We start from the raw sequence: 25,109 nt of genomic DNA, 5'->3' as shown, positions 1-25,109 counted from the left end.
AATTTACGCGAGGATATCTTTCACCACCTTGGCCGGTTCCACGCCGGTGAGGCGCTGGTCGAGGCCTTGGAACTTGTAGGTGAAGCGCAGGTGGTCGATGCCCATGCACTGCAGGATCGTGGCGTTGAGGTCGTTCAGGTGTACGGGGTTCTCGACGACGTTGTAGGAGAAGTCGTCGGTCTCGCCATAGACGATACCGGGTTTTACGCCGCCGCCGGCCATCCACATGCAGAAATTGCGCGGGTGATGGTCGCGGCCGTAGTTGTCCTTGGTGAGTTTGCCTTGCGAATACACGGTGCGGCCAAATTCGCCACCCCAAACGACCAGGGTATCCTCGAGCATGCCGCGTTGCTTGAGATCCTTGATGAGGGCCGCAGTGGCCTGGTCGACATCGCCGCATTGGGCGCGGATTTCGCTGGGTAGATTGCTGTGCTGGTCCCAGCCGCGATGGAGGATTTGCACGACGCGCACGCCGCGCTCGGCGAGACGCCGGGCGAGCAACGCACTGGCGGCGAAAGAGCCGGGCTTCTTCACGTCGGGGCCGTATAGCTCGAGCGTCGCGGCGTCCTCGGTCTCGAGATTGGTGAGATCGGGCACGGAGCTCTGCATGCGAAAGGCCATCTCGTACTGCGCGATACGCGTCTGTGTTTCCGGATCGGAAAAGCGCTGGTAATTCAGTTCGTTGAGCTGGTTCAACGCATCGAGCATGGTGCGGCGATCGTTGAGATTCACGCCCGCGGGATTGTCGATGTAGAGCACGGGATCGCCGACCGCGCGGAGCGCGACGCCGGTATAACGCGTGGCGAGGAAGCCGCTCGACCACATCCGCGTGAAGAGCGCCTGGGCATTGGCTTTCGAGGACCAGTTCGGCGTCAGGACGACGAAGGCGGGCAGGTCATTGCTCTCGCTGCCGAGGCCATAGGAGAGCCACGAGCCGAGACTGGCTTTGCCGGGAATCTCGCTGCCGGTCATGACGAAAGTGCATGCCGGATCGTGATTGATGGCTGATGTGTTGACCGATTTGATGAGCGCGATTTCGTCGACGATTTCCGCGGTCTTCGGCAGAAGCTCGCTGACCCAAGTGCCGCACTTGCCATGCTGCGCGAACTTGAACATGGACGGCGCCACGGGAAAACGCGTCTGACCGCTGGTCATGGTAGTGATGCGCTGGCCGTTGCGAATGGAATCCGGTAGATCCTTGTCGAATTGCTCCGCGAGCCGCGGCTTGTAATCGAACAAGTCGAGCTGCGACGGCGCGCCGTTCATGTGGAGATAGATGAGGCGTTTTGCTTTCGGGGCGAAGTTAGGAAACCCGGCGAGAGCGGGATGAATCTTCGTAATCGGAGCCGCCTGAGGATTGGCGGAAGTTGCACCAAACAATCCGGAACGCGCCCCCATCAAGCCGAGCGCGAGACCGCCGAGCCGGAGACCAGTAGTGCCGAAAAATTGTCGGCGGGTTTGAAGCAGTTTGTGTTGGAATAGTGGGTCCATGGCGTCAGTTCTTCGTGACGGTTTCGTCGAGGTTTAGCAGGAGATTTGCCACGAGCGTCCAGGCGGCGAGCTCGGGTTCGGGAAGGTTGGCGGGCGGAGTGGATTCGCCGTTGTGCACTGCGGCTTTCGCGGCGGCGGGATCCTTTTGATAACGGGCGAGGTGCTTCTCGAGGGCGCTCCAGATGATGAGCGTCTCGTGATCATTCGGGTGCCGGCCGACGACGGTGCGGAAGGCCCAGGTGATGCGCGCCGGCGAGCTTTCGCCGCCTTCGGTGAGGATGCGGCCGGCGAGTGCACGGGCGGATTTCGAAGTGCTGCACGTCGTTCATGAGCTGGAGCCGCCTGGAACCGGGGTGTCGCTGCGCTCGCGGCGGGTGCAGAATTGTTCGCGCGACGGCGCGTCGAAGGTCGTCATGAACGGCGGCGGTGCGGTGCGCTTGAGGAAGCAGTAGAGGGTGCGGCGGTAGAGCGCTTCGCCGTGGTCTTGCTTGTATTCGCGCGTGTTACTGCCGACGAATCCGACCGGTTCCCAGATATTCGGCGGCTGATAGGTGCGCGCGCCTTTGCCGCCTTCCTTGTCGACCAGCAGGCCGCTGACGTAGAGCGCGTTGTCGCGGATTTCCTCGGCATCCAGGCGAAAGCGCGGGCCGCGGGCGAGGAGGCGATTTTCCGGGTCGCGTTTCCAGAGCTCCGAGGAAGCGGCCGAGGATTGCCGATAGGTCGCCGAGGTGACGATGCGGCGGACGAGCGCCTTCACGTCCCAGCCGGATTCGCGGAAGGTCACCGCCAGCCAATCGAGCAACTCGGGATGACTCGGCGGTTCCCCTTGCGAGCCGAGTCCGCGGAGTCTTGACGATGCCGATGCCGAAGAATTGCTGCCAGAGCCGGTTTACGGTCACCCGTGCAGTTAGCGGATTCTCCGGCGCGACCAGCCAGCGGGCAAGATCGAGCCGCGTGGGATTCGTCGCATTGGCCAACGGCGGGAACATTGCGGGCACGTTGCTGTGCACCTGCTCGCCGGGCTTGTCGTATTGGCCGCGGATCATGATGAAGCTATCCCGCGGCTGCGGCATGTCGGCCATCACGAGCGTGGCGGGAACGACATTGTCGATGCCATCCCGCTCCTTCTTCGCTTCGGCGAGTGCCCTGTCCAGCGGTTCGAAGGTGGCTCTGGCCCCGGCGTAAACGTTCGCGAGGTAGTAATCGCGGAGCGCGTTCTTCTGGGCCTCGTTGCGTGCGTTGCGGCCGGTGCCGCGGAAGATCTTGTTGATGTCCGCGGGAAGCTCCGGCGTATTCTTGCCATCGTGCAGCTTTTCCCACGCCAGTTGCGAAGTCGTGGGATTGGCCGCGGGGTCGATGCGGCCGCTGACCCCGGCCTTGTCCCAATAGACCGTGCCGTCGAACTGCGTGTAAGCGAGTCCGGTGATGAGATCGCCGGGCTTGAGGCCGAGTTTCTCGGCGTCGACTTCCAGGCGGGTCCAGAGGCCGGTGTTCGGCAACGCGCCCATGTTCACGCGCTCGGTGGTGTTGGCCTTGCCAAATTGAATGGCCTCGTAATCGCCCCACACTGCGCGATGCAGCCAGTCACCCTTGTGATACTGGAGCATCACGGCTTTGGGCGGATCGGTTGGGTCGAGATAGACGTAGGCGAAGAGTTTGCCGTCGGGCGGAATTTCAAGCGGCGCCGCGCCGCCGGAATAAAAGTCCTGCACCATGCCTTTGCCGATGCGCTTGAGCGCACGCTTGCCGCTGAAGACCGGGCCTTCCTCGGCGGTGACCCATTTGATGGGATCGCCGGCCACCTGCGGCTTGGCGCCTGCAGGAAAGTCATCGTCCAGCCACACGGTCTCCTTTTCCTCGATGGGCGGGCGCGGCTGCGCGGTTGCTGGATCGGTGTATTCGACCTTGGTCAGCGCATCCTTGATCGCCTTTTCCGTGCTGGAAATCTTCGCCTCGGATTCGGCCAGCTTCCTGGCCTGCTCGGGGGTGGTGAGCTTGAGAATGGGCGGGGTGAGCAGCTTGTTGCCATCCATCGCCGGATCAGCGGTGCTATGGAAAAAGGAATAGAGTTGGTAAAACTCCTTTTGCGAGATGGGGTCGAACTTGTGGTCGTGGCACACGGCGCATTGCGCGGTGAGGCCGAGCCAGGTGTTTACGGTCGTGGCCGTGCGGTCCACCGCGTAACGGAAGACGTATTTCCGCATCGATGGAGCCGCCTTCGCTCGTGGTGACGTTGCAACGATTGAAGCCGCTGGCGATGATCTGCTCGCGCGTCGCATTGGGAATGAGATCCCCGGCGACCTGATCGATGGTGAATTGGTCGAAGGGGAGGTGCGATTGTAAGCGTCGACGACCCAGTCGCGGTATGGCCACATCGAGCGCTCGTTGTCGAGATGCAGGCCGTGCGTGTCGCCGTAGCGCGCCTGGTCGAGCCAGTAGTGCGCCATGTGCTCGCCGTAATGGCGGTTGGCGAGCAGTCGATCGACGACCTTGTCGTAAGCGTCGGGCGATTTGTCGGCGAGGAAAGCGTCGGTCTCGGCAGGCGTGGGCGGCAGGCCGCTGAGGTCGAAAGTGACACGGCGGAGCAGCGTCTCGCGATCCGCCTCGGGCGAGGGCGTGAGACCCTCCTTTTGCAGACGTTCGTCGATGAAGGCGTCGATGGGATTTCGAAGATCGGAGTTCGGAGATCGCAGTTCGGGCACCGGCGGCTTCAGCGGTGCTTCAAAGGCCCAATGTTTTTGATATTTGGCGCCCTGTTCGATCCAGTGCTTGATCGTGTCTTTCTGCCCGGCGGTCAGCGTCTTGTGTGCCTTGGGCGGCGGCATCATGTCGTCCTTGTCATCGCTGATGATGCGCTGCCACACTTCGCTCTTCGCGATGTCGCCCGGAGTGATGGCGATGTCGCCGTCGTCGTTCGCCTTGAAGGCACTTTCCGGAATGTCGAGTCGCAGGCCAGCTTCCCGCTTTTTGGAATCCGTACCGTGGCAGGCGAAGCAGTTGTCCGAGAGGATCGGGCGGATGTCGCGATTGAACTGGAGCTTCTCTCCGTGAGCGGCTGGGACATGTCCAACAGCAGCGAGAAATAGGCTGGTCGCGAGGAGACGGACAGCGCGGTTTTGAGGGAAAAGGGATCGGCGGAAACTCATGGTCAGGAAACGAGCCAAGGATGGGCAAAAGAAAGTGGCCACGTTTTGGGTGAGGGGTCTGTAGCGAAAACTCGCGATTGAAAAGGCATGCCGGGATGTGCCTGGAAGGCGGCGCGTTTTGAGGATGGAGGGAGAACCGAAAACTCATGATCAAGAAGGAGCTCAGGGAGATGCCCTGAAAGGTGGCATGTATTAGCAGGATTGCCCTATCGGGCCAGCTACGCGTATGCGTAACTAGCGGCTAGGATTGGAGATATTGCTTCAAGCCGTTGAGAAACATTTGCACGGCGATCATGACGAGGAGCATGCCCATAAGGCGTTCGACGGCCATGGATCCTTTCTGTTTCAACACGCGGGAGATGGCCGGTGAAAGCAACAGGACTGCGGCGGTGATGGCCCAGGACGTGAGCAGAGCAGCGAGCCAGCGTCCCATGGCTTCCGGTTGCGAACTCACGAGCACGAGCAAGGTGGCGAGGACTGAGGGCCCGGCGATGAGGGGAGTGGCCAGGGGCACGATGAAGGGTTCGAGGGCGACCTCATCGCGTTCCCGCACGCTCGGCGGGAAGATCATCTTGAGGGCGATAAGAAAGAGCACGATGCCGCCGCTGATGAAGAGCGCTTCTTCCTTCAGATGCAGCAACGACATGATCCACCGTCCGCAGAAAAGAAAGACGAGCAGGATGATGAGGGCGATGACGAGTTCCCGGGCGATGACGCGCAAGCGGCGCTCCGGCGGCACACTGCGCAGGCCCGAGATGAAATTGGCCACGTTCCCCAGCGGATCCATGATGGTGAGCAGCAGGATCGTGGCGGAGATGATGTCCATCGGCGGTGGTGGAAAGGAGGCGGCGGCTTCTTGATCTTAATCTTTAATCCTTAATCGTTAATCCCCGGCGCGTTCGAAAAAGGATTAACGATTAAGGATTAAGGATTAAAAATTAAGAAACCCCGCTCAACACTCGGTGACATTCACCGCCAGCCCTCCGCGCGAGGTCTCCTTGTATTTCGTGCTCATGTCGGCGCCGGTCTGGCGCATGGTGGCGATGACGCGATCGAGCGAGACGCGGTGTGTGCCGTCGCCGCGCAGGGCGAGACGCGCGGCATTGATCGCCTTGACCGCGCCCATGGCGTTGCGCTCGATGCATGGGACCTGCACCAGGCCGCCAACCGGATCACAAGTCAGGCCGAGATTGTGCTCCATGCCGATCTCTGCGGCGTTCTCGACCTGTGGCACGGTGCCGCCGAGCGCTTCACACAAGGCAGCGGCGGCCATGGAACAAGCGACGCCGACTTCGCCCTGGCAACCGACTTCCGCACCGGAGATGGAGGCGTTGAGCTTGTAAAGAATGCCGATCGCGCCGGCGGTGAGAAGGAAGCGCACGAGCTTGTCTTCGTCGGTCACGCGTTGGACACGCATCAGGAAGTGCAGCACGGCGGGAAGAATGCCGGCAGCGCCATTGGTCGGCGCGGTGACGACCCGTCCGCCGGCGGCGTTTTCTTCGTTTACCGCCATGGCCCACAGGCTTACCCAATCGAGCGCGGTGAGTGGATCCTGCAAGGCGGCTTCGGGATGAGTGATGAGTTCCTGGTAAATGACCGGCGCCCGCCGCGGAATGCGCAACCCGCCCGGGAGCACGCCCTGGCCGTGGCAGCCGCGCTCCACGCATTCCTGCATCGCCCGGCAGACGCGCATCAGCGCAGCGCGGGTTTCGGCTTCCGGGCGCCACGCGGCTTCGTTGCGCAGGGTCATTTCGCTGATACTCAATCCGGATTCGCGGGCCATGCGCAGCATGTCGTCACCGGTGTGGAAGGGGAAGGGAAGCTCGCGTTGATCGGCGGTCAACTCATCGCGTTGCGCGGCGTTCTCGTTCACCACGAAGCCGCCACCGATTGAGTAATAAGTACGGCTGAGCAGTTCGGTATTCGCGGCGTCGAAGGCGACGAAACGCATGCCGTTTGGATGCATCGGTAGCACTTCAGAACGATGAAATTGCAAGTCCCGTCGGTCATCGAAGCCGATGGATTTGCTGCCGCCGAGCTTGAGGCGGTGCTGCGCGCGGATTGCCTCGAGGCGCGGGACCATCGAATCCACATCAATGGTTTCCGGCGCTTCGCCTTCCAGCCCGAAAATGACCGCGCGATCAGTGCCGTGTCCGCGGCCGGTGAGGGCGAGTGAGCCATACAAGTGCGCCTCAACGCGAGTCGTTTTCTCCAGCGCTCCAGCTTCATTTAAGCGCGTGACGAAGCGGTGTGCGGCCCGCATCGGTCCTACGGTATGTGAACTACTCGGCCCGATGCCGATGGTGTAGAACTCGAGGACGGAGAGGTTCATGCACGTTGCTAACTGCATGCAGAAGATACCATAAATCGGGCCAGGGATGACATGGATTCAGAGTTCAAATTCCCAACTCCCGTTTGGCCTCGGCGAAGGCCTGGACGGCGAATTCCAGGTCTTCGCGGGAATGGGCGGCGCTGATCTGGGTGCGAATGCGTGCCTTCCCCTGCGGGACGACCGGATAGAAAAAGCCGACCACATAGACGCCGCGCTGCAGCATGGCTTCGGCGAGGCGCTGCGCGAGGGTGGCTTCGCCGAGCATGATGGGCACGATGGGATGGGTGCCGGGCAGGATGGTGTAGCCGAGCTTGCTCATCGCCTCGCGGAAGAAGCGGGTGTTCGCCTCCAATTTGTCGCGCAGGGCGGTCGAGGCGCTGAGCAGTTCGAGCACCTTGAGCGAGGCACCGGCGATGCTGGGCGCAAGGGTGTTGGAGAAAAGATAGGGCCGCGAGCGTTGGCGGAGCAGTTCGATGATTTCCTGGCGCCCGCTGGTGTAGCCGCCGCTCGCGCCGCCGAGCGCCTTGCCGAGGGTGCCCGGTGAGAATGTCCACCCGGCCCATGACCTCGCAATGCTCATGCGTGCCGCGGCCGGTGCGGCCCATGAAACCGACGGCGTGCGAATCATCGACCATGACCAGCGCACCATGTTGCTCCGCGAGATCGCAGATGCCGCGGAGATTGGCGATGTAGCCATCCATCGAAAAGACGCCATCGGTGGCGATCATCTTGAAGCGCGCGCCTTTCTCCGCCGCCTCGCGCAGCTTCGCTTCCAGGTCGGTGAGGTCGTTGTTTTTGTAGCGGTAACGCTGCGCCTTGCAAAGCCGCACACCGTCAATGATCGAGGCGTGGTTCAATTCATCGGATATGATCGCGTCTTCCGGGCCGAGCAACGTTTCGAACAAACCGCCATTCGCATCGAAGCAGGACGAATAGAGGATCGTATCCTCGGTACCGAGAAACTCGCTGATCTTCGCCTCCAGCTGCTTGTGCAATTGCTGCGTGCCGCAGATGAAACGCACCGAGGAAAGTCCGTAGCCCCAGCGATCCAGCGTGGCATGCGCCGCGGCGACGACCTCGGGATGCTCGGCCAGACCAAGGTAATTATTTGCGCAGAGATTCAGGACCTCGCGTTCCGGACCCGCGGTGCCGGTCGCCGACGTGACGCGAATGTGGGCATCCTGCGGCGTGGTGATGATCCGCTCGGATTTATAGAGGCCGGCGGTGCGGATGTCGGTGAGTTGCTGGAGAAGGTGGTTCCGAAACTTTTCAACCATGATCGTTTATGTTTGAAGTGGCTGATGACTTGGGAGCAGCTCTGTAAAGACAAGCGCTTTGAGGACGCCCCGTACAAGATTGAGCTGAACGGCCAGGGGCAAATTGTCATGAGCCCGACCGCCAACTATTGCGGAGTATACAAGTTTCGTATCGGCGAGTTGTTGCGTCGACATCTTCCGCAGGGGGAAATTGTGGTGGAATGTGCAGTGGAAACCAGCGACGGAACGAAGGAAGCCGATGTCGTCTGGCTTTCGCGGAAACGTTGGACGGAAGTTGCCGAGGACTTCAGTTGCAAGATCGCGCCCGAAATTTGCGTCGAAGTCCTTTCCCCGTCCAATACGGTGAAGGAGATGCTTTACAAAAAGGATCTCTACTTGGCCGCAGGGGCGCTCGAATACTGGCTGTGTGACAAACAAGGACGTATTCGCTTTTTCAATGCGAGCGGCGAAATGGCGAAATCGAAATTGGCGCCGAAGTTTCCGTCGTCGGTAAAGTCGATTGGAAAATAGTCGGCGCAGCGCGGGCATAGAGCGGGTCAATTCGAGGTCACGGTGGGCAATTGGATTTCGGGCGGATGCCCGCTGGCTGGACGGGTGAATTTGTCGCCGTATTTCGTGGAGCCGGGAACGAAGCCGCCATTGGAGAGGAAGAAGCGGCCGCTCTCCACGCCCATGAAACGATCGAGGCGGTTTTCCTTGCCAGTACCGTCGTGGCTGAAGCTGGCCTCGGTGATTTCCTGCCATTTGCCATCAGCCAGGCGAATCCATTGCGGGCCGAAGAGCGCCTTGCGCTGCAGGTGGCCATTTGAGCCGCCGAAGTTTTCGCTGAAGGAGTAGAGGCCGCGCAGCCATTTGCCGTCGCGCGGGGCGCGGAAGCTGGCGATGAGCTTCCACACATGTTGCTCGGGTTGAAACCAGTAGCCGGTGTAATCGGTGTGATCTCCTTCGGCTTTGGCCGTCACCACGAACTTCTGCGGCTGGCCGGTCTTCCAGTTGTAGACGAGATGCGAGTGGCCGCCGGTGCCTTCGTTGCCGAAATCGCTGGCCACGACGTTCTCGCCCTTGGCGAGCAGCTTCACGCGATTTTCATCCGAGACGTCGGTGCGGTTCTTCGCCGTTTGTCCCGAGCCGCTGTCCCACACGGAGAAAATGATGCGGCGTTCGGTGGGGGAATTGACCTGCATGCCGAAATAGCCGCGCGCAAAGCCACAGGCCATATAGTAAGTCGCGACCGGATCGGTGACGGCGGTGACTTCGTTGTAGAAGAGCGCGACTTCGCCATTGGCGGGCGTCTCGTATTTCAAGTGTACGCTCGCGGCGTTGCGGCGTGGATCGAGATTGAAGTGCGCGCCTTGTGTCGCCGTGCCGTCGAGGACGAGCGCATCGAGATCCCCGGCCGGCTTGTCCTTGGGATTCAGCGAGGTGAGCTGAAACTTCACGTAACCGGCATTCGGGATATGGAAGGTGCCGAATTTGACGGTGACCGGTTGCCCCTTGCCGGTGGCCTGCGCTTCGCGTGCCTGCGTGCCGACGGTCAGACGCCAGCGACTGTTAGTGCCTGGCGGAAGGTGCAGCGCGACGGAGGCATCGAGCATGCCGGGAGTCTTGATCTCGCCAAACCACGAGACCGTGATCTGGGGATTCGTCCAGCCGGAGATTCCCTCCTTGGTGACTTTCGCCCCATTGGGGTCTGGGTCGAGATAGGCGGTGGAGGCGGGGACACGGAGTTCGGCGAACGCGGTGGAAGCGAGCGCGATGGACGCGAGGAGGCTGAGCGTTTTCATTGCATGTTATGGGGGACGGGACTGTTTCCGGCGGGCCGGAAATCAGCGGAAGACTTTCCAGTCGAGAATGACTTTGCCGCTTTCGCCGGACTTCATCGCGGCGAAACCTTTCTCGAATTCATCCGCACCGAAGCGGTGGGTGATGACTGGGGAAATATCGAGCCCGCTCTGGAGCATCACGCTCATCTTGTACCATGTCTCGTACATCTCGCGGCCATAGATGCCTTTGATGGTGAGCATATTGAAGACGACCTTGTTCCAGTCGATGGCGATGTCTTCGCTCGGGATGCCGAGCATGGCGATTTTGCCGCCGTGCGCCATGTTATCGATCATCGACCGGAAAGCGGCGGGATTGCCGCTCATCTCCAGGCCTACGTCGAAACCTTCGGCCATCTGGAGTTGCTTCTGCACTTCGGCCAGCGAGCCGTTGGTGACATTCAGCGCCACGTCCACGCCCATCTTTTTGGCGAGTTCGAGGCGATGCTCATTCACGTCCGTGATGACGACATAGCGCGCGCCCGCGTGGCGCACCACGGCCGCGGCCATCAGGCCGATCGGACCGGCGCCGGTAATCAGCACGTCCTCTCCGAGCACATCGAAACTCAGCGCGGTATGCACAGCATTACCGAGTGGATCGAAGATGCTCGCGACGTCGAGATCGATGCCCGGGCGATGATGCCAGACATTGGTCATCGGCAGCGAAAGATACTCGGCAAAAGCCCCGGGACGATTCACGCCCACGCCCACGGTGTGCGCACAGAGATGGCGGCGGCCAGCGAGACAATTGCGGCAGCGTCCGCAGACCACGTGGCCTTCGCCGCTGACGATTTCGCCGGGGAAGAAGTCACTCACATTCTCACCAACCTGCACGATCTCGCCGACAAACTCGTGCCCGACGACCATCGGCACGGGAATCGTTTTCTGCGCCCACGCGTCCCACTTGTAAATGTGGAGGTCAGTGCCACAGATCCCCGTGCGATCGACGCGGATGAGTACGTCATTGATCCCGCACTGCGGTTCGGGGACGTCTTGCAGCCAGAGGCCGGGTTCGGATTTCGCTTTGACGAGTGCTTTCATGGAAAGTGACCAGTCCACTACCAGCGAAATTGTCTAATTCGCAAGATAACTATCCATTTATGACAAACATCGGGCGGACCGAGGAAACTCAGCTCTTCTTACCCGAGACGGGCAAAGGACCGCCTTCCTGCACGAGCTGGCGATAAGTGCGCGGTGGGATGCCGTAGGCTTTGCGGAACGCGCGCGAGAAAGCATAGAGCGACTCGAAGCCGCAGCGTTCGCCGATATCGGAGACATTGAGTCCCGAAGACTGGAGTAACTGCGCTGCTTCCGAGAGACGCGATTCGCGCATGTATTTGCCGAGGCTCACGCCGAGGCGATCGCGAAAAACGGCACGCAGATGGCTCACGCTGTAACCCAGCTCACCGGCGATATCGGCGATGGTGACGGCACGGCCGAGATTGGCGCGGACGTATTTATTGATGCTCTCGAGGATGACATCGCGTACGTCGTCGCTGGAGTGGATGTCCCGGCGATCCGTCGGCAAAGGCGGGCAATCGAGCAAGTGCAAGAGCACGCGCGACAGCGCATAGGAAATCTCCAGGGTATCGTGGGCGGCGTTCTTCGGGTGCACGAACTCCTGGACGATGTTGTTCAGCAACTCGAGGCAGGTCGGATCGAGCACCCGCGGAGAGTTTTGCAGCGAGCGGATGGCGTCGTGATTCTTCAACTCGAAGGTAATGAAGAGCCAGTCGAGATGGCTCTTCGAGACGTCCATGAAGTGGTGAAATTGATTCGGGAAAATGAGCGCGCATTCGCCGGGATGCAGATCGTAAGTCGTGCGATCGATCCGCGCCGGGGCGGCGGTATCGAGCACGCTCACCAGTTCGAAGCGGTGGTGAAAATTCACGCTCACGCCCTCGGGCTTGAGCAGCGTGGTATCCGTGCGCTTGAAGATGATGATGTTTTCCGGGGCCAGCGATTGCTGGATCGTCATGCCGGAGAAAAGGCTCGCCGGCTCGTGGATTTCGCGCATCAGGCGCCGGAGGTTCTGGGTGATCTTGCTATCGGATATTTTCACGTTCCTATGCGGGGTTGGCAGCCGTGGAAAGGCGGACAAGCCCGGCTGGCACCGTGTTTGTAGCCGACTTACTGAAAAAAGCTATAAACATCTAAAAGCGCGGATAATCGGATTGTCAGAGAGGGCGAAATCGGTTAGTCCTGCGGCCCCATGGCCGACAAGACACATAAATTGCACGAGAATGTTCCGGGACCATGGTATGTGGATGATACCTGCACGCCCTGCCGCGTGTGCCTCGACGAGGCGCCGGAGTTGCTGAAATACAACGACGACGAGACTTACGTCTATTTTTTCAAACAGCCGGAGGGGGATGAGGAAGAGGCGGCGGCGCAGAATGCCGAGGGGATTTGTCCGCAAAACGCGATTGGGAACGACGGAGAATAATCCACCGCTGCGCGAACCAAATCGTTTAGCGCATTTTAGACAAAACTGTCGCCACGGCTGAGTTTAAGCGCAGAGGACGCTGAGAACGCAGAGGGCCGCGGAGGAGGAAACAAAAGGATGAAGTGAAGTGCGCTACGCGGTTTTTGGAGATCGACACTCGCTATCGGGTAACGCGTTTTTTTCATCCTTCCTCCTTCCTCCTTTTCTCCCTCTGCGGCCCTCCGCGTTCTCTGCAGTGCTAACCATGAAAATGTCCGCACGGCGCGTAGAATTTTGGGCCCGCGAATCACGCAAATCACTCGAATGAGGACAGATCATTCGCTTCATTCGAGTGATTCGCGGGGCACTTTCCCTTCCCTGTCTTTTCGAATGTTCGTGGCTCCCCTTTTGGCTGCGGCTGTGCCGCGCTGCGTTCTCTGCGTTTAATTTGCCCCAGTTTCTCGGGACGATGCCCGGCGACAGTTTAAGTCAAAACGCGACAGTGTGCCGAAATTCAATGTGAGGGGAGGAGGGACCACGGATTTACGGATTGCACGGATTACAGAAATCCGCGTCGGCTCGTCTCATCCCTCAAATCCTGAAATCCGTGGTCAAAAATCCCCCCGTTCGACTTTCGGGACGCCCTCTTAGAATTTCAAACCCTTGAGCACTTCCTCTTGCGGTCGCACTCGGCTCCAATAGGCGGCGGCCGTTTTGGGCCGGCCGAGGATATTGGATGGCCGGCGGTGTTGCGACGGGTCGTGGATATTGCGCGCGTGCGGGTTGCCGATTTCGCAAATGGTCGTCTCGTTTTCGCCCAAGGGGCAGGCGCAGGGCACGATCACACGCATCCCCGAAACCATGAAATCGAGCCGCCGTCCGCTCCCGCGGCAGTGCGGACATTGGCGCTCCGCGGCGATCGCCGCGTCGTGCGGAGAGACGTAGAGGTTCATGTTCGCGCCGAAAAGCCGGAGCCTCCCGGATACCTCTACATTCGCACATCCCGTGCCGCCTGCATGTTACTCGGGGCGTTTCGCGGAAGAATGAGCAGGATCCGTTGAGATTCAAACTCCTGAAGGCGAGCTGGTTGCGGCATGTTTACGTGCTTGCGGAAGTTTTTAAATCCAAGGCTTTCGTGTCTGGGCAGTCATCAGAGCACTCCACTATCATGAATACTCGTTTGCTCGCCGGTTTGATTGCCATCATGCCCTCGCTGTTATCGAATGCGATGGGGGCCGGTGGCTCGCCGCCGGAAGATCGCGCGGGGCTGCGCTGCCTCAGCCGCCAGGCGTTTCCCGAGCCGATGGGAACCACGGTCTTGATGGAAAGTAACTTCGAAGCCGGCGAAAGACTTCCCGCGGGTTGGGGCAGGGTGGGGGAGAGATCGTGGCCTCCGGCGATGCGCCGGAGGGAAAGGCGTATTTCCGGCTGAAGGCGAAAAAGAATTCGGGGCTGAACAGTCCGACCGTAGCCGTGCAACCCGGAATGCCCTGCCTGCTTTCTTTTTGGATCAACACTGCCATGGATCCGTGGACGACGATTTCCTTCACCTCCGACGAGCGTGAGCCCAGCTTCACCACGATTCATACGCCGATTTTTTATCAGGACTTCCCGCTCGATACCCACGGTGAATGGCGCCAGGAGGGCTTCTATTTCATGGTGCCCGCGCAATGCCAGACGGTGCAGGTGCATATCAGCCCGCGGGAGAATGGCGCGGACGGGCTATTCGTGAGCCTCGATGATGTCCGCCTGCGCACGGTTACGGACGAGGAGATCAAGGCGGCCTATCAAGCCGAGCGCGCAAATTTCCCCTCCTACATGGCGAAGTCGCAGCCCGGCGATGGAAAGAATCTCGCGCTTTCCGTGGCGAAGTGGGAAGGCAAGGCTGGCATCCCGGGAAAGCCGTTTGTCATCTGGGCGCTCGGGTCGAGTTTTACGGATCGCGAGGGCGATGGCTCCGAGTTGGTTCGCGCCATTCGCGAGCGCTTTCCGCATGCGCCGCAGATCATTTATCGCAAGCACGGTGGCCCCGGCGAGCCATGGGAATTCATCGATGGCTGGATCCGGCAATTTGTGGCCGCCGAGGAGCCCGATCTCATTTTCAGCTACACCAGTGGCACGCTGGAGGGGCTCGACGCCATGCTCACGGACATCCGCCGGCGCACCACGGCGGACATCATCATTCCCTCGCTGCACTTCAAACCCGACAGCACCATGACGCCGGAGGATATCGAGCACGGGGCCGGTGTGCCGTGGGACAAGGTGCGCGAGATTTGCGAAAAGCACGGCGCCGAGTTTGTGGATAGTCGCCGCGAGATGGCGGACTACATCAAGCAGGCGGGATTGGTGCCGGACGATCTGCTCGCCGATCACAATCACCAGAACATGCACGGGCGGATTCGCATTTGGGACAACGTGAGCGCCCACCTCGTGGAATCGAGCCAGGCGACCGGGAAACCCGAATCCCGCGAGCGCCGCCTCTCGGTGGCGCCTCCCACCAAAAGCGCCACCGAGGAGGTGAGCCTCTCAGGCCAATGGACCACGACGAACGGTACGGTGCAAAGCAGCGCCGCCGGCGCCCGGCTGAAAGTCACTTTCACCGGCACGCAGATCGACCTGATTGGTCGCAAAACCGCGGGTGGTGGTTCGGTCAAAGTGTTCATCGACGGCGCGCCGGCGGAGCAGGCGCCGGTGTTTCTGATGAATTACATTCAGCCAAACAAGGCGCACGCCTGGCGCATTCCGCACACCGTGGACCTGAGGAGTAATCCCGTGCCGCAAGCGTGGATGATCACCATGACCAGCGACAGCGGCGACTATCGCCTCGAGGGCAGCGCCACCGGGCCGGATGGAACCGGCAACCTCGCCGCGCCTTTCACCAGCAAGTCCGGCCAGATCCACCTCGATCCGAAATTCTGGCGGCAGGGGCGCGTAGAGAAAAAGGGCCAGCCCGTGGATTACGGAGTGAGCGACGGCGACACCTTTCGCTTCGATGTTTTCCGCAGTGCGGCCGGCGCCGTGAGCTTCCAGGCGGAACCGCCCGGGCAACTCGTCGAGCCCTTGGCCCGCAATCTACCGAATCAAAAGCACACCTTGGAACTCGTCACGAACGGAGACGGTGAAGTGACGATCGAAAGCCTCTACGTCTACGAACCACCGGAGAAATAACCGCCCGGTGCCGGCGCTTTTCTCCCCCGCTGTCCGTTGCAAAGCCAGGCCGGTCCGTCCGAAATGCAGTGCTAAAACGCGCGAAATGGCGCCCCGTAATTTTTCCTCCAAAAGTGTGCTTGCCACGCCACGGTCGTGCGCCTACTTTCCCCGCCTCGCTTCACCCATGCGCGGTTAGCTCAGCGGTAGAGCACTACCTTGACACGGTAGGGGTCACAGGTTCGAACCCTGTACCGCGCACCACCTTTTTTTCTCTGTAGGGGTGGTTTTTCTGCCTCCAATTTGCTGCCGTCTGGCCCCCCGCTTCTCTCTTTCCGTGGCCTGGTTTTGCCTCTTGGGACTGGGCGCAATGAGGGCCAAAGTCTGAAAAACCAGCAATTTTATACATAGTTTTACTTACAAGAATGGTTGAAATGTCGCCTCGAATCAGCAAAAATGCCCCCACGTGCATTTTCAGATATACTGCCATCAAGATTGTAAATGTTCGTTGAAGATCGTTGGCGACGCTGCTGTCCGCGAATTCGACAGCATTTTGGCGGCGCTGGAAGCAGCGCGCGAATTGAGCGAAACCGGCGAGTCCCCACTCACGGTCTACAGCACGACTGGAACAGTGATTTTTGAGACGATGGTTTGATTCCGCGTGCGTTGGAGCCGGCCACTTGGTCAAATGGTCAGTCGATGAAAGTCATTCGCGTTCCCTGGATTCGTTGCCGTGCTGATGAGGTCGGTTCGTGTGCGATTGAAGTACGCTGGAGAAAGCAGAGCTTTCAGATCCTCGCGTATTCGGAACGCGAAGCGCAGGAATGGTGGGGCGGATTGCGGGATGAAGAGCGCGATGCCGTGGCTGGCCTGGATGAGTCGCCCACCGAGCAGGCCAGCTTTTGGTGAGTTCATCCCCGCTTTAGGGGATACCGTCACCCGGACGGAGGGATAAGATTCGCGCTGTCATCGAGTGGAGGACTGCCGCATCCGGCGGGATCCTCCGCCCGCACTCTCAACCCCCAAAGAGAACCTCCCAATGCACCGACTCTCCTCCATCGGCTTCCCTCGTGGTCTTGTCGTATCGATCACCCATCGCCAGTTCCTGCGTCGTCCCAGCATCTGGTTGCTTTGCCTTATTGTCCTTCTGGCGTGTGGCTTCACCGCCCGGGCCAATGTGAATGTTGAATTCGGCCTGACCTCGAGTCCTCAGCAGCCCAGCTTTTATCACGTTACCACCAGCGCGACGGATGGGGTGCAGACCATTTCCGGAACCTTTGCCAATGCCGATGCGAGCGTCTGTCCCTCGGGATCACTCACGGTGAAGATGACCGGTGGTACCAGCGCGTCGAGCAATACCGCCAGCAGCATCGTGCGTGATCGCGGCGGTCCGGCGAATTCCGGGGCTTTCACGAATGGCGCGCTCTACGAATCGTTCGCCGGGGAAAGGGTGGGAACGGGAGTCTATCTCTGGCTCACCGTATCCGGTCTCGTTCCCAACGGGCATTATTCGATGACCCTGTATGGCTACGACAACAGTTACAGCGGCAGTGTGAGTTACACGGACTTCAGCAGTGGCGCCGCCGCCGCGACGGGCTCGATCAATTATGTGAAAGCCTACAACTTCCCAGCCGATCCCGAAGGCAACGACCATTTCACGACGACGTTGATCGTCACGGCCGACTCGACCGGCGCCGTCACGATCCAAGGCACGGGCCTGAACAACGGCAACACCATCGCCATCCTCAACGGCTTCGAATTGGCGCCGCTGGTCGCCGTCGCCACGGTGGGCGCCTCCTTCGCCGACTGCAATCTCTACAGCGACACGAGCCTCGGAACGCCCGGGGGCGCAGTGCTGAATGTGGGCGAATCGGGAGTCGATAACAACAACTGTCACGTCTATGTGCCCTTCTCCGCGAGCAGTGCCAATGTCAGCTCGATCCAGGCCGCGGCCAACGTCACCCTGATGATGTATTTACGAGGTAACAGCGCGACCAGTTACTCCGTCGATCTCTACGGCTACAGCAACCGCGGTTCGGCGACAGGGGCCGCGATGGGGGATTATTCCGGCGGCACGCTGCTGGTCAGTGATGTCCTCGACGGTACGGCCCAGGTCGGTTGGAAAGCCTTCGACGTAACCGATTTCGTCCAGCAGCAAGTGGACGCCGGCAACACGGCGATTTGTTTCAAGCTCCAGATCCACCAATCCGGTTTGCCCAACGGCGACGGCCATCAAACCAACTTTGCCTTCGCTCCGGCCGATGGCGGTCCCACGACCGCACCTTATCTGGAAGTCACGATCAAGCACGCCGACGCCACCAGCTTCGATAACAAAGTAGTCGCGGGCTACCAGGGTTGGTTCCGTTGCGTGGGCGATCCGACGAATGCCTGGGCGCACTGGTGCCATAGCGGCACTTCGCTCACCGGCACCAATCTCAACGTGGATTTCTGGCCGGACATGAGCCTCTACAGCGCCGCCGAGAAATTCAGCACGCCGGGCATGACTCTGCCGGACGGCACCACGGCCAATCTCTACAGCGCCGACAATCAACGCACCGTGCTGCGGCATTTCGCCTGGATGGAAAAGTACGACATCGACGGCGTCTTCCTGCAAAAATTTGCCAACTATCTCCCTGGTGGCGGACACTATCCGAGCGGCTACACGGATATCACGCAGGTGCAGACTTATGTCCAGAATGCCGCGGCGCAAACCGGGCGAGTATGGGCGCTGGAATACGATTGCTCCGGCACGCCCGCCTCCACGGTCGATAGCATCGTCGAAAATCACTGGCAGAGCATGGTCGACAGCGGCGTCACCAATAGCCCCGCCTATCTCCACCACAACGGACTGCCCGTCGTCGCGGTGTTCGGATTTTTCTACAACAACACCAACCATCAACTCGGGCAAACCGCCGTGGCCAATGCGTTGATCAGTTACTTCCATACCCCCGGGAAGTATCAGGCCTACATCGTCGGATCCGGCGAATGGAACTGGGCCACGGACGCGGGGAATGATCCCGCGTGGGGATCGATGATCGAAAGCCTCGATTGCTACCTGCCCTGGGAAGTGGGCCATTACACGACGGTCAGTGGCGTGAGCAAGGCCAGCACTGGTCATTGGCAGGGAGACGTCAATCTGTTCCCCGGAAAATACCTGCCATGTGTCTATCCCGGCACCAGCAACCAAAACGAGACCAGCGGGGCGGGCTTCACGCTGCCACGCCGCCAGGGAGGCTTCCTGTGGGAGCAGTATGAAGCCGCCGGGGCGATCGTGAAGCAGGGCACTGGCGCGACCATCAACTCGCTCTTCATCGCCATGTTCGATGAGTTTGATGAAGGCACCGGCATCATGCCCGCCGCGTCGGTGAATGGCATCCCTACGCAGGCGATTCGCGTGCTCAATTATGACGAAGGATCCGCTCCGGGTACGATCCCGAGCACGGCTTACCTGGAGTGGGTGGGCGACGGGGAATACTATCTGAAAACCCACCAGACGGTACCGACGACCATCCCGGCTCCCAGCGCGCCATAGTCGCCGCGCTTGGGATAGCCGTGCGCTTATTTCCACGACGGGCGCTCATGCCTCCGTCGTGGAGTTGGCGTTTAGGTTCGGCTTACTTCTTGCCGCACTTGCAGGTCTTGCCCTTTTCGTCGGGACAGCCTCCGCCTTTGGTCGGTCCGCTACAGCCGCAGTCCGAACATTCCTTGGCCGTAGGGTGACTGGCGCTGGTCACAGGGGCGCTATTGAGCTTGGTGGTGCCGAAGGCACAGAGGACAAACAAGGCCGGGATCGCAATGTAGGTTTTCATAGGTATGCCTATGGTTCGCCGGTTCGTGAAATGGTGGATGTTTGTCGAATTCTTCACCCCTGCCCGAACTCCGTTCCCTGATGTCCGAATCCGGTAATTTTCTGAGTTAAAAGCGGGCAATTGCTTACCGCTGTAAAGCCGCCTCAACCAACCGCCCCGCGTTCAGCAGCGCCGCTTCACTTTTCGGACGTCCGATCAATTCCAGGCTCGTCACTGGGAAGCCCGCGTTTTCCAACGGCACCGGCAGAGCCAGGGCCGGGTTGCCAGCGAGATTGACCGGCACGGTGTTTTGCAAGCCAAGCATGCGCGTGTCCATAAGCCCGATTCGCAGGTCAACCGTCATTCGCGGCGGAGTAGTTTGCAAAGTGGGTAACGCGATGAAATCCACCCGTTGCAAAGTCTGCCGCAGCGCGTTCTGCCAGCCCGCCTTGCGAGCCAGGGCCTCGCGATATTTTTCACCATAGAGACTGTGCCCCAGCAGCATACCATTCTTCGTGCGCATACTAATGCCCACGGTGCTGCCGTATTCCTGATAGCTCTGCCAGATGCCTACCGCGGCCACCGTGTCCCCATCCTTCTTCGCCTGCTCCCATCGGTCGCGGAAGGAGTCGCTGAGACGGACGATTTGAAACCCGGTGTGAGTCAGTGCACGATCGATCGCCTCGTCGATTTTTGCGTCGGTTCCCTTGAGATATAGTCGGCCGACACGAATGCCTTGAGCGCGTGGCCTGGCTACCTTGGCCGCCGCGTATTGCGCCATGAATCCGTTTTCCAAAAGATCCATGCCCTCCGCCGTCCGCTGAATGTCTTTCGCCATCGGACCAATGGTGTCGAGATCGATGGGGTCGATGGGGTATACCCCCTTCAGTGAAATGAGGTGACGGGTAGTTTTGAGACCCACGATTCCGCAGCAAGCTGCGGGCACGCGGACCGAACCCGCGGTATCGGTCCCGAAAGCCACCTCGGCTTTGCCATTGGCGACGGCGACCGCGGAGCCGGACGAGGAGCCGCCGGGAACGCGGCGCGGCCAGCCTCGGCTGAGCGGGTTTTCCGGCGTGCCGAAATATTCGTTGAAGCCGGAGGGTGCGACGGCGAATTCGCTCAGATTCGTCTTGCCGACGATTTGCACTTTGCGCTGGCGCGCAATGGCGAGGCAGGCGGCGTCCTTTTTCGCGGGCGGAGCGTGCTTGAGCAGAAAGCGCGAGCCGACCGTGGTCACTACGCCCTGCATATCGATGTTGTCTTTTACGGCGAGGGTTAACTGACCGGTCTTCGCCGGCGGCCAGTAATCGATGAAGGCGCGATCTCCGTGGAGGCGCGGAACGAGAGTGCAGCCGGTGAAAAGAACCGTGCACAAGAGCGCGCGGACTACAAAACATTGCATACGCAGTAGAATCGCTGCAGGCGGCCTATTCAGGCGTATGCGCTCGCGAAAACCGCTGGAGGCGAATGGGATGGATAGGAAGAATCGGAGTTATGGGAATCCCATCATTCCTATTCTTCCCATCCCCCTATCCGTCCGCGCTCTACTTCTTCCGCTGGTACTTCCCCATCAGCAGGCCCTCGGCGAGAATGTGATGCTCCATCGCTTGCTCGACTTCCTTCTTCGTCGCTCCCGCTTTCACCGGCAGACTGGCGTCGAGCGCATAGACCTTGAAGAAGTAGTGATGCGGCTTGCCTTCCGGCGGACAGGGCCCGCCGTAGCCGACCTTGTCGAAACTATTGATCCCCTGTCGCGCACCATTAGGCAGCATCGCCGTGGTTGCCGTCTTTTCCGTGAGCGCCGTCACACCGGCCGGCAGATTAAACAACACCCAATGAACAAATGTGCCGCCCGGCGCATCCGGATCGTCGCAGATCAGCGCGAAACTTTTCGTGCCTGTTGGCACGCTTGTCCAGCTCAACGGCGGCGACACGTTCCCGCCTTCACAGCTATACTTGGAGGGAATCATGCTCTCCGCCGGAAAGGCGGAACTGGTGACACTCATGGCCGAGCCCGTGCCGTGAGTTTTGGCGGCCGGTTGCTGGGCGTATCCGAGCGCAGCACAGAGAAAAAACAGCGCCGCTCCACAGACGACGCAAGCTTCGGTCGTTCGAGTCATGAATAAAGCATCGCACCAAAACGTCTATTATCCAGCTTCTCCTCGGATGTGGCCCTTTCCCTGCTTTGTATTTATGGGAACCTCTCTATATTACCCCTGATGATTCGAACCGCACCATTGACCGATTTTAAATCGGTCAGCGAGATCATCTCCCAGTTGCGACTTTTCGGTGGCGTCACCGATTCTCAAAGGGAAGGTGTCTTTCGCCGTCTGGAACTCTGGAAGGTGGAGGAGGGGGATCTTCTTTTTCAAAAAGGCGACGAGCCGTCGGCGATCTACATCATCAAGAATGGCCAGATCGATATCCAGATCACGGATGGCGACGTGACAATCAACAAACACGAACTGCACTGCGGCGAGTGCTGTGGCGAAGCGTCGCTCCTGTCCATGCACTGCCACACCGCCACGGCCCGTGCGGCCACCGATAGCGAGGTCATGGTGCTTTCCAAGCGCGCGCTCATTCAACTGAAACACGAGGATCTGGAACTCTTTGCACTGCTCGTGATGAACCTCGCGCGGGAGCTCGCGCGCCGGCTCCATTTCACCGATCAGCTCCTGCTCGAGGCCACGGCGCGCAGCGCAAAGTTGGTGTGAATTTCTCTTCGCAAGTCACGCGAGCCTGCTATCACTCGCGTTATGAAATTGCCCCTCCTTTGCTTTTCCGCCGCATTGCTGGCGGTTTCCACACCCCATCTTTTCGCCCAGGCTTCGGCGGCGGATATCGTCGTTTCTGATGACCTCGAATCCACCGCCGTCGGCCAGATTCCGCAAGGCTTCACCAAGACCGGCGCCATCGCCGTGGCCGATGACCAGGCTCACAGCGGCAAGCATTCGCTGAAGATCGAACCGGCCATCAAGGGCGGCCGATTCATCACCCTCTCGCCCGACAAGGTCGCTGCGCTCGGTGGCGAACATTGGGGCCGGCTCTACTACAAGGTGAAGACGCCCGCGCCGCTTCCGGTCATTCCGGAAGGCAAGAAAAGCGGATCCATTCACACCACGCTGGTCGCCGGCAAGTGCACCAGCCCGCTGGCGAATGACCCGATCGAAGTGCGCCTCGTGGGCCTCTCGGTGAATGGTACCGGCGCCTTCAAGTATCTCTACAACGTCCAGACGAAGCTGCGCGGGGAATTCGGTGTCTCGCAGAAGACGACGAATCAATTCACCGACGAGTGGACGCTCCTCGAGTGGCACGCGGACACCGCCACGCAGACCTATCAATTCTTTGTCAATGGCCAGGAAATCACCGACATCGCGCTGCACAAGGGCGCGGGCCAGTACGACAAGTCGGAGATCCCGGCGAAGTTCGATACCTATTCGATCGGCTGGACCAACTATCAGGCCGCGACCGATCCGGGCTTCACCGTGTGGATCGATGACATCGCCCTCGGCAAGAAACGCCTTGGTCCGGTGGCCGCCCACAAATAAGGCGACGGGCGCTAATCGCCAAATCCCCATTTTTCCCGCGAGGGAAACCAAAGCTCAGGCCGGTGCCGACGCAAGTCGCGCACCGGCCCCTTGTTTTTCTACCATTGCTCCGCGGCGCGGCCGCAAAGCAGACAGAAACACCCGACGTAGATGAGAGCGAGATAGAGTAAGAAGATCATGACGGGACTCCTTTCGGCGAAGACGAGGTTAGAGAGGCTTGGCTCGCAGTTCGTCGATCTGATGCTGCAGTTGCTGGATTTCGCGCTTGAGCACAATTCGCGACCGCAGTGAGCGGGCCACGGAAAGTCGCTGCCGCTTAACCGAGAGCAGGCTTTCCAGTGAATTGAGCAGGATGTTCTTCATGTCAGATTGGACGTGCGAGAGACGGTGGTTGTTCAGTCGATTTTACCTTCCACATGTAATACCTTCCTCCCGTTCCTATGACTTCGCAACTTACAGACAAAAATCTCTCCGGCCAAAAGATCGGTTACGTAGGCCTCGGTAACATGGGCCGCGCGATGGCGCGGCATCTCCACGCAACCGGCGCTGACGTCGTCGTTTGGAATCGCAGTACAGGGCCGGCGGAAGCCGCGGTCGCAGCGGGGATGCGTTGCGCGGCTACGCTGCCGGAACTCGCGCGTGAAATCGGCGGCGGGATCATCTGCCTGAACCTGACCACGGCGGAAGTCGTCGAGCAGGTTTTGTTGGGCCAGGGTGGATTGATCGAGGGCTTGCAGCCCGGTGCGCTGCTGATCGACTTCGGCACCACTGGCTTGCCGGCGACCAAAAAATTTGCGGAGCACGTGACCTGGGTCGATGCGCCGGTTTCCGGGGGACAGGTCGGCGCGGAAGCAGCCACGCTCACCATCATGGCGGGCGGCAGCGAGGCGGCGTTTCAACGAGCCCTGCCGGTGCTGCGCGTGGTCGGCAGGAATGTCACGCACCTCGGCCCGGTCGGCTCGGGGCAGGTGACGAAACTCGCGAATCAACTCATCGTCGCCCAGACCATCGATGCCGTGGCGCAGGCCCTGCGCCTCGCGGAACTCGCGGGAGTCGACTCGGCGAAAGTGCGCGAAGCACTGCTCGGCGGCTTTGCCGACAGCCGTATCCTGCAACTGCACGGCGACCGCATGGTGCGGCGCGATTTCGTGCCCGGCGGTCGCTCGGCGTTGCAGCTCAAGGATGTGCGCCTCATCTGCGAACTCGCTGCGTCCCTTGGCTTCCAGTCACCGACCCTCGACAACTGCCGTGCCCAGTGGGAACGCATGGTCGAAAAAGAAGGCCTCGGTGATGTGGATCACTCGGGGTTGTTCATGCTCTACGACAAGTAGCGTCACGCATGCATCACCTGCCCGCCGTCGATATTGATCGTCTGGCCGGTGATGTTCCGCCCGTGATCCGAGGCAAGATACACGGCCATGGCCGCGTATTCTGGCGGGGTCTGCCATTTGCCGAGCGGGGAGACCTTGCGAATCTTTTCGCCGCCCCACGTCGCATAATCCTGTCGCTGGTCCGTGGGCAGATTTGCCTGGCCGGCGCGCCACACGGATTCGTTCAAGCTCGTCTGCACCATTCCGGGGGAGATCGCGTTCACCCGCACATTGTGCGGCGCGAGATCTTTCGCCGCGCATTGCATGAAATTGATGAGCCCTGCTTTCGCCGCGCTGTACGGTGGATCGGTCTGCGAACCGATTTGCCCGGCGACGGAGACGAGGAAGAGCATGGAACCTTTTCCGCTGGCAATCAGCTTTGGGGCGAAGGCGTGCGCGGCATTCACGGCGCCGATCAAGTTGATGTCGAGGACGCGCGCCCAATCGCCGGGCTCCAGGTTCCAAAAGGGAAAGCCGAATTTGCCCGAGCCCGCGCCCACGGTGAAAATGACATGATCCACGTCGCCGATCTGTTCCGCGGCGGCCCGCAGGTCGCCGTATTTTGTCACGTCGCCGGAGAGGTTGGCTTCGACGGAGGGCAGGGGAGCGGCTTGTGCCTCGCGGTCGAACGCCCAGACGCGGCATCGCTCGGCCACAAAGCCTTCCGCGATCGCGCGGCCGATGCCCTGCGCGGCACCGAGGACGACTACTTTTTGCCCTTCGAGATTCATTTGCATGGTGGCGAGAATGAAGGAGGAAGGA

Annotated in this window: 24 protein-coding genes, 1 tRNA gene and 3 pseudogenes; 10 read left to right on the top strand and 18 right to left on the bottom strand. The window is 60.3% G+C overall.

Features of this window, described 5'->3' with window-relative positions; all coding sequences use genetic code 11:
- Positions 1–3: 3 nt before the first annotated feature.
- From CFE428DRAFT_RS19840 to CFE428DRAFT_RS41200, 8 genes and pseudogenes are all read right to left on the bottom strand, one after another.
- Positions 4–1,491 (bottom strand): DUF1501 domain-containing protein, encoded by a 1,488-nt coding sequence (locus CFE428DRAFT_RS19840; protein ID WP_006981414.1) that lies wholly within the window; start codon positions 1,489–1,491, stop codon positions 4–6.
- 325 nt (positions 1,492–1,816) lie between these two features.
- Complete coding sequence (locus CFE428DRAFT_RS41220; RefSeq protein ID WP_420196889.1) at positions 1,817–2,275, bottom strand: DUF1553 domain-containing protein; 459 nt, start codon at positions 2,273–2,275, stop codon at positions 1,817–1,819.
- 112 nt (positions 2,276–2,387) lie between these two features.
- A pseudogene (locus CFE428DRAFT_RS41215) lies at positions 2,388–2,480 on the bottom strand (hypothetical protein); the annotation flags it as partial.
- A 1,060-nt stretch (positions 2,481–3,540) separates the two neighbouring features.
- Positions 3,541–3,864, bottom strand: coding sequence for a DUF1549 domain-containing protein (locus CFE428DRAFT_RS41210; protein WP_420196890.1), 324 nt, complete (start codon positions 3,862–3,864; stop codon positions 3,541–3,543).
- Positions 3,865–4,364: 500 nt separating this feature from the next.
- A pseudogene (locus tag CFE428DRAFT_RS41205) lies at positions 4,365–4,637 on the bottom strand (c-type cytochrome domain-containing protein); the annotation flags it as partial.
- A gap of 241 nt (positions 4,638–4,878) precedes the next feature.
- Positions 4,879–5,463: a MarC family protein gene (locus tag CFE428DRAFT_RS19830; RefSeq protein WP_006981410.1), complete on the bottom strand. Its 585-nt coding sequence runs from the start codon at positions 5,461–5,463 to the stop codon at positions 4,879–4,881.
- 126 nt (positions 5,464–5,589) lie between these two features.
- Complete coding sequence (locus CFE428DRAFT_RS19825; protein ID WP_006981409.1) at positions 5,590–6,969, bottom strand: L-serine ammonia-lyase; 1,380 nt, start codon at positions 6,967–6,969, stop codon at positions 5,590–5,592.
- Between the two features lie 64 nt (positions 6,970–7,033).
- Positions 7,034–8,246, bottom strand: a pseudogene (locus CFE428DRAFT_RS41200) (glycine C-acetyltransferase).
- Between the two features lie 24 nt (positions 8,247–8,270).
- Here CFE428DRAFT_RS41200 and CFE428DRAFT_RS41195 point away from each other — a divergent pair.
- Positions 8,271–8,756, top strand: a complete 486-nt coding sequence (locus CFE428DRAFT_RS41195; protein ID WP_042725394.1) for a Uma2 family endonuclease — start codon at positions 8,271–8,273, stop codon at positions 8,754–8,756.
- A gap of 26 nt (positions 8,757–8,782) precedes the next feature.
- Here the strand turns inward: CFE428DRAFT_RS41195 and CFE428DRAFT_RS19810 are convergent, their stop codons facing one another.
- The 3 genes from CFE428DRAFT_RS19810 to CFE428DRAFT_RS34065 all read right to left on the bottom strand — a co-directional run bounded on the left by CFE428DRAFT_RS19810 (position 8,783) and on the right by CFE428DRAFT_RS34065 (position 12,128).
- The gene (locus CFE428DRAFT_RS19810; RefSeq protein WP_006981406.1) at positions 8,783–10,030 is read right to left on the bottom strand and encodes a DUF3472 domain-containing protein; all 1,248 of its coding nucleotides are present in this window, start codon (positions 10,028–10,030) and stop codon (positions 8,783–8,785) included.
- 42 nt (positions 10,031–10,072) lie between these two features.
- Positions 10,073–11,107 (bottom strand): L-threonine 3-dehydrogenase, encoded by a 1,035-nt coding sequence (gene tdh / locus CFE428DRAFT_RS19805; RefSeq protein ID WP_006981405.1) that lies wholly within the window; start codon positions 11,105–11,107, stop codon positions 10,073–10,075.
- Between the two features lie 88 nt (positions 11,108–11,195).
- Complete coding sequence (locus CFE428DRAFT_RS34065) at positions 11,196–12,128, bottom strand: helix-turn-helix transcriptional regulator (RefSeq protein WP_006981404.1); 933 nt, start codon at positions 12,126–12,128, stop codon at positions 11,196–11,198.
- Positions 12,129–12,278: 150 nt separating this feature from the next.
- Here CFE428DRAFT_RS34065 and CFE428DRAFT_RS19795 point away from each other — a divergent pair, with 150 nt between their 5' ends.
- Positions 12,279–12,512, top strand: a complete 234-nt coding sequence (locus CFE428DRAFT_RS19795; RefSeq protein ID WP_006981403.1) for a ferredoxin — start codon at positions 12,279–12,281, stop codon at positions 12,510–12,512.
- 626 nt (positions 12,513–13,138) lie between these two features.
- Here CFE428DRAFT_RS19795 and CFE428DRAFT_RS19790 read toward each other — a convergent pair.
- Positions 13,139–13,444 (bottom strand): hypothetical protein, encoded by a 306-nt coding sequence (locus CFE428DRAFT_RS19790; RefSeq protein WP_006981402.1) that lies wholly within the window; start codon positions 13,442–13,444, stop codon positions 13,139–13,141.
- A gap of 215 nt (positions 13,445–13,659) precedes the next feature.
- On the opposite strand from CFE428DRAFT_RS19790, the gene CFE428DRAFT_RS19785 reads away from it, so the two are divergent.
- From CFE428DRAFT_RS19785 to CFE428DRAFT_RS39940, 4 genes are all read left to right on the top strand, one after another.
- Positions 13,660–13,923, top strand: coding sequence for a hypothetical protein (locus CFE428DRAFT_RS19785; RefSeq protein WP_006981401.1), 264 nt, complete (start codon positions 13,660–13,662; stop codon positions 13,921–13,923).
- Positions 13,878–15,659 carry an SGNH/GDSL hydrolase family protein gene (locus CFE428DRAFT_RS19780; RefSeq protein ID WP_006981400.1) on the top strand — a complete coding sequence of 594 codons (1,782 nt, stop codon included), beginning with the start codon at positions 13,878–13,880 and terminating at the stop codon, positions 15,657–15,659. Before CFE428DRAFT_RS19785 ends, CFE428DRAFT_RS19780 begins: the two co-directional genes overlap by 46 nt.
- 168 nt (positions 15,660–15,827) lie before the next feature.
- A tRNA-Val gene (locus CFE428DRAFT_RS19775) sits at positions 15,828–15,902 on the top strand.
- A 244-nt stretch (positions 15,903–16,146) separates the two neighbouring features.
- On the top strand, positions 16,147–16,293 hold the full coding sequence (locus tag CFE428DRAFT_RS39940) for a hypothetical protein (protein WP_237705529.1): 147 nt from the start codon (positions 16,147–16,149) through the stop codon (positions 16,291–16,293).
- Positions 16,294–16,322: 29 nt separating this feature from the next.
- Here the strand turns inward: CFE428DRAFT_RS39940 and CFE428DRAFT_RS37585 are convergent, their stop codons facing one another.
- Positions 16,323–16,553, bottom strand: a complete 231-nt coding sequence (locus tag CFE428DRAFT_RS37585) for a hypothetical protein (protein WP_157447578.1) — start codon at positions 16,551–16,553, stop codon at positions 16,323–16,325.
- Between the two features lie 124 nt (positions 16,554–16,677).
- Here CFE428DRAFT_RS37585 and CFE428DRAFT_RS19765 point away from each other — a divergent pair, with 124 nt between their 5' ends.
- Positions 16,678–19,170 carry a CBM96 family carbohydrate-binding protein gene (locus CFE428DRAFT_RS19765; RefSeq protein ID WP_006981398.1) on the top strand — a complete coding sequence of 831 codons (2,493 nt, stop codon included), beginning with the start codon at positions 16,678–16,680 and terminating at the stop codon, positions 19,168–19,170.
- 82 nt (positions 19,171–19,252) lie between these two features.
- Here CFE428DRAFT_RS19765 and CFE428DRAFT_RS19760 read toward each other — a convergent pair whose 3' ends face one another.
- The 3 genes from CFE428DRAFT_RS19760 to CFE428DRAFT_RS19750 all read right to left on the bottom strand — a co-directional run bounded on the left by CFE428DRAFT_RS19760 (position 19,253) and on the right by CFE428DRAFT_RS19750 (position 21,549).
- The gene (locus tag CFE428DRAFT_RS19760; protein WP_006981397.1) at positions 19,253–19,447 is read right to left on the bottom strand and encodes a hypothetical protein; all 195 of its coding nucleotides are present in this window, start codon (positions 19,445–19,447) and stop codon (positions 19,253–19,255) included.
- Positions 19,448–19,571: 124 nt separating this feature from the next.
- Complete coding sequence (locus CFE428DRAFT_RS19755) at positions 19,572–20,804, bottom strand: amidase (RefSeq protein WP_237705528.1); 1,233 nt, start codon at positions 20,802–20,804, stop codon at positions 19,572–19,574.
- A 169-nt stretch (positions 20,805–20,973) separates the two neighbouring features.
- A complete protein-coding gene (locus tag CFE428DRAFT_RS19750; RefSeq protein ID WP_006981395.1) occupies positions 20,974–21,549 on the bottom strand; it encodes a YbhB/YbcL family Raf kinase inhibitor-like protein in 576 nt (191 codons plus the stop codon).
- Positions 21,550–21,648: 99 nt separating this feature from the next.
- Between CFE428DRAFT_RS19750 and CFE428DRAFT_RS19745 the strand changes: the two genes are divergently transcribed.
- Complete coding sequence (locus CFE428DRAFT_RS19745; protein ID WP_006981394.1) at positions 21,649–22,143, top strand: cyclic nucleotide-binding domain-containing protein; 495 nt, start codon at positions 21,649–21,651, stop codon at positions 22,141–22,143.
- 42 nt (positions 22,144–22,185) lie between these two features.
- The gene (locus CFE428DRAFT_RS19740) at positions 22,186–22,977 is read left to right on the top strand and encodes a hypothetical protein (RefSeq protein WP_006981393.1); all 792 of its coding nucleotides are present in this window, start codon (positions 22,186–22,188) and stop codon (positions 22,975–22,977) included.
- A 207-nt stretch (positions 22,978–23,184) separates the two neighbouring features.
- Here CFE428DRAFT_RS19740 and CFE428DRAFT_RS37580 read toward each other — a convergent pair whose 3' ends face one another.
- On the bottom strand, positions 23,185–23,340 hold the full coding sequence (locus CFE428DRAFT_RS37580) for a hypothetical protein (RefSeq protein ID WP_006981392.1): 156 nt from the start codon (positions 23,338–23,340) through the stop codon (positions 23,185–23,187).
- Positions 23,341–23,417: 77 nt separating this feature from the next.
- Here CFE428DRAFT_RS37580 and CFE428DRAFT_RS19735 point away from each other — a divergent pair, with 77 nt between their 5' ends.
- A complete protein-coding gene (locus tag CFE428DRAFT_RS19735; RefSeq protein WP_006981391.1) occupies positions 23,418–24,308 on the top strand; it encodes an NAD(P)-dependent oxidoreductase in 891 nt (296 codons plus the stop codon).
- 2 nt (positions 24,309–24,310) lie between these two features.
- Here the strand turns inward: CFE428DRAFT_RS19735 and CFE428DRAFT_RS19730 are convergent, their stop codons facing one another.
- Positions 24,311–25,084: an SDR family NAD(P)-dependent oxidoreductase gene (locus CFE428DRAFT_RS19730; RefSeq protein WP_006981390.1), complete on the bottom strand. Its 774-nt coding sequence runs from the start codon at positions 25,082–25,084 to the stop codon at positions 24,311–24,313.
- Positions 25,085–25,109: the final 25 nt, after the last annotated feature.

Origin of the sequence: Chthoniobacter flavus Ellin428 (genome assembly GCF_000173075.1) — a bacterium.
Classification (GTDB): domain Bacteria; phylum Verrucomicrobiota; class Verrucomicrobiia; order Chthoniobacterales; family Chthoniobacteraceae; genus Chthoniobacter; species Chthoniobacter flavus.
This window is presented reverse-complemented; position numbering and strand designations above follow the sequence as displayed.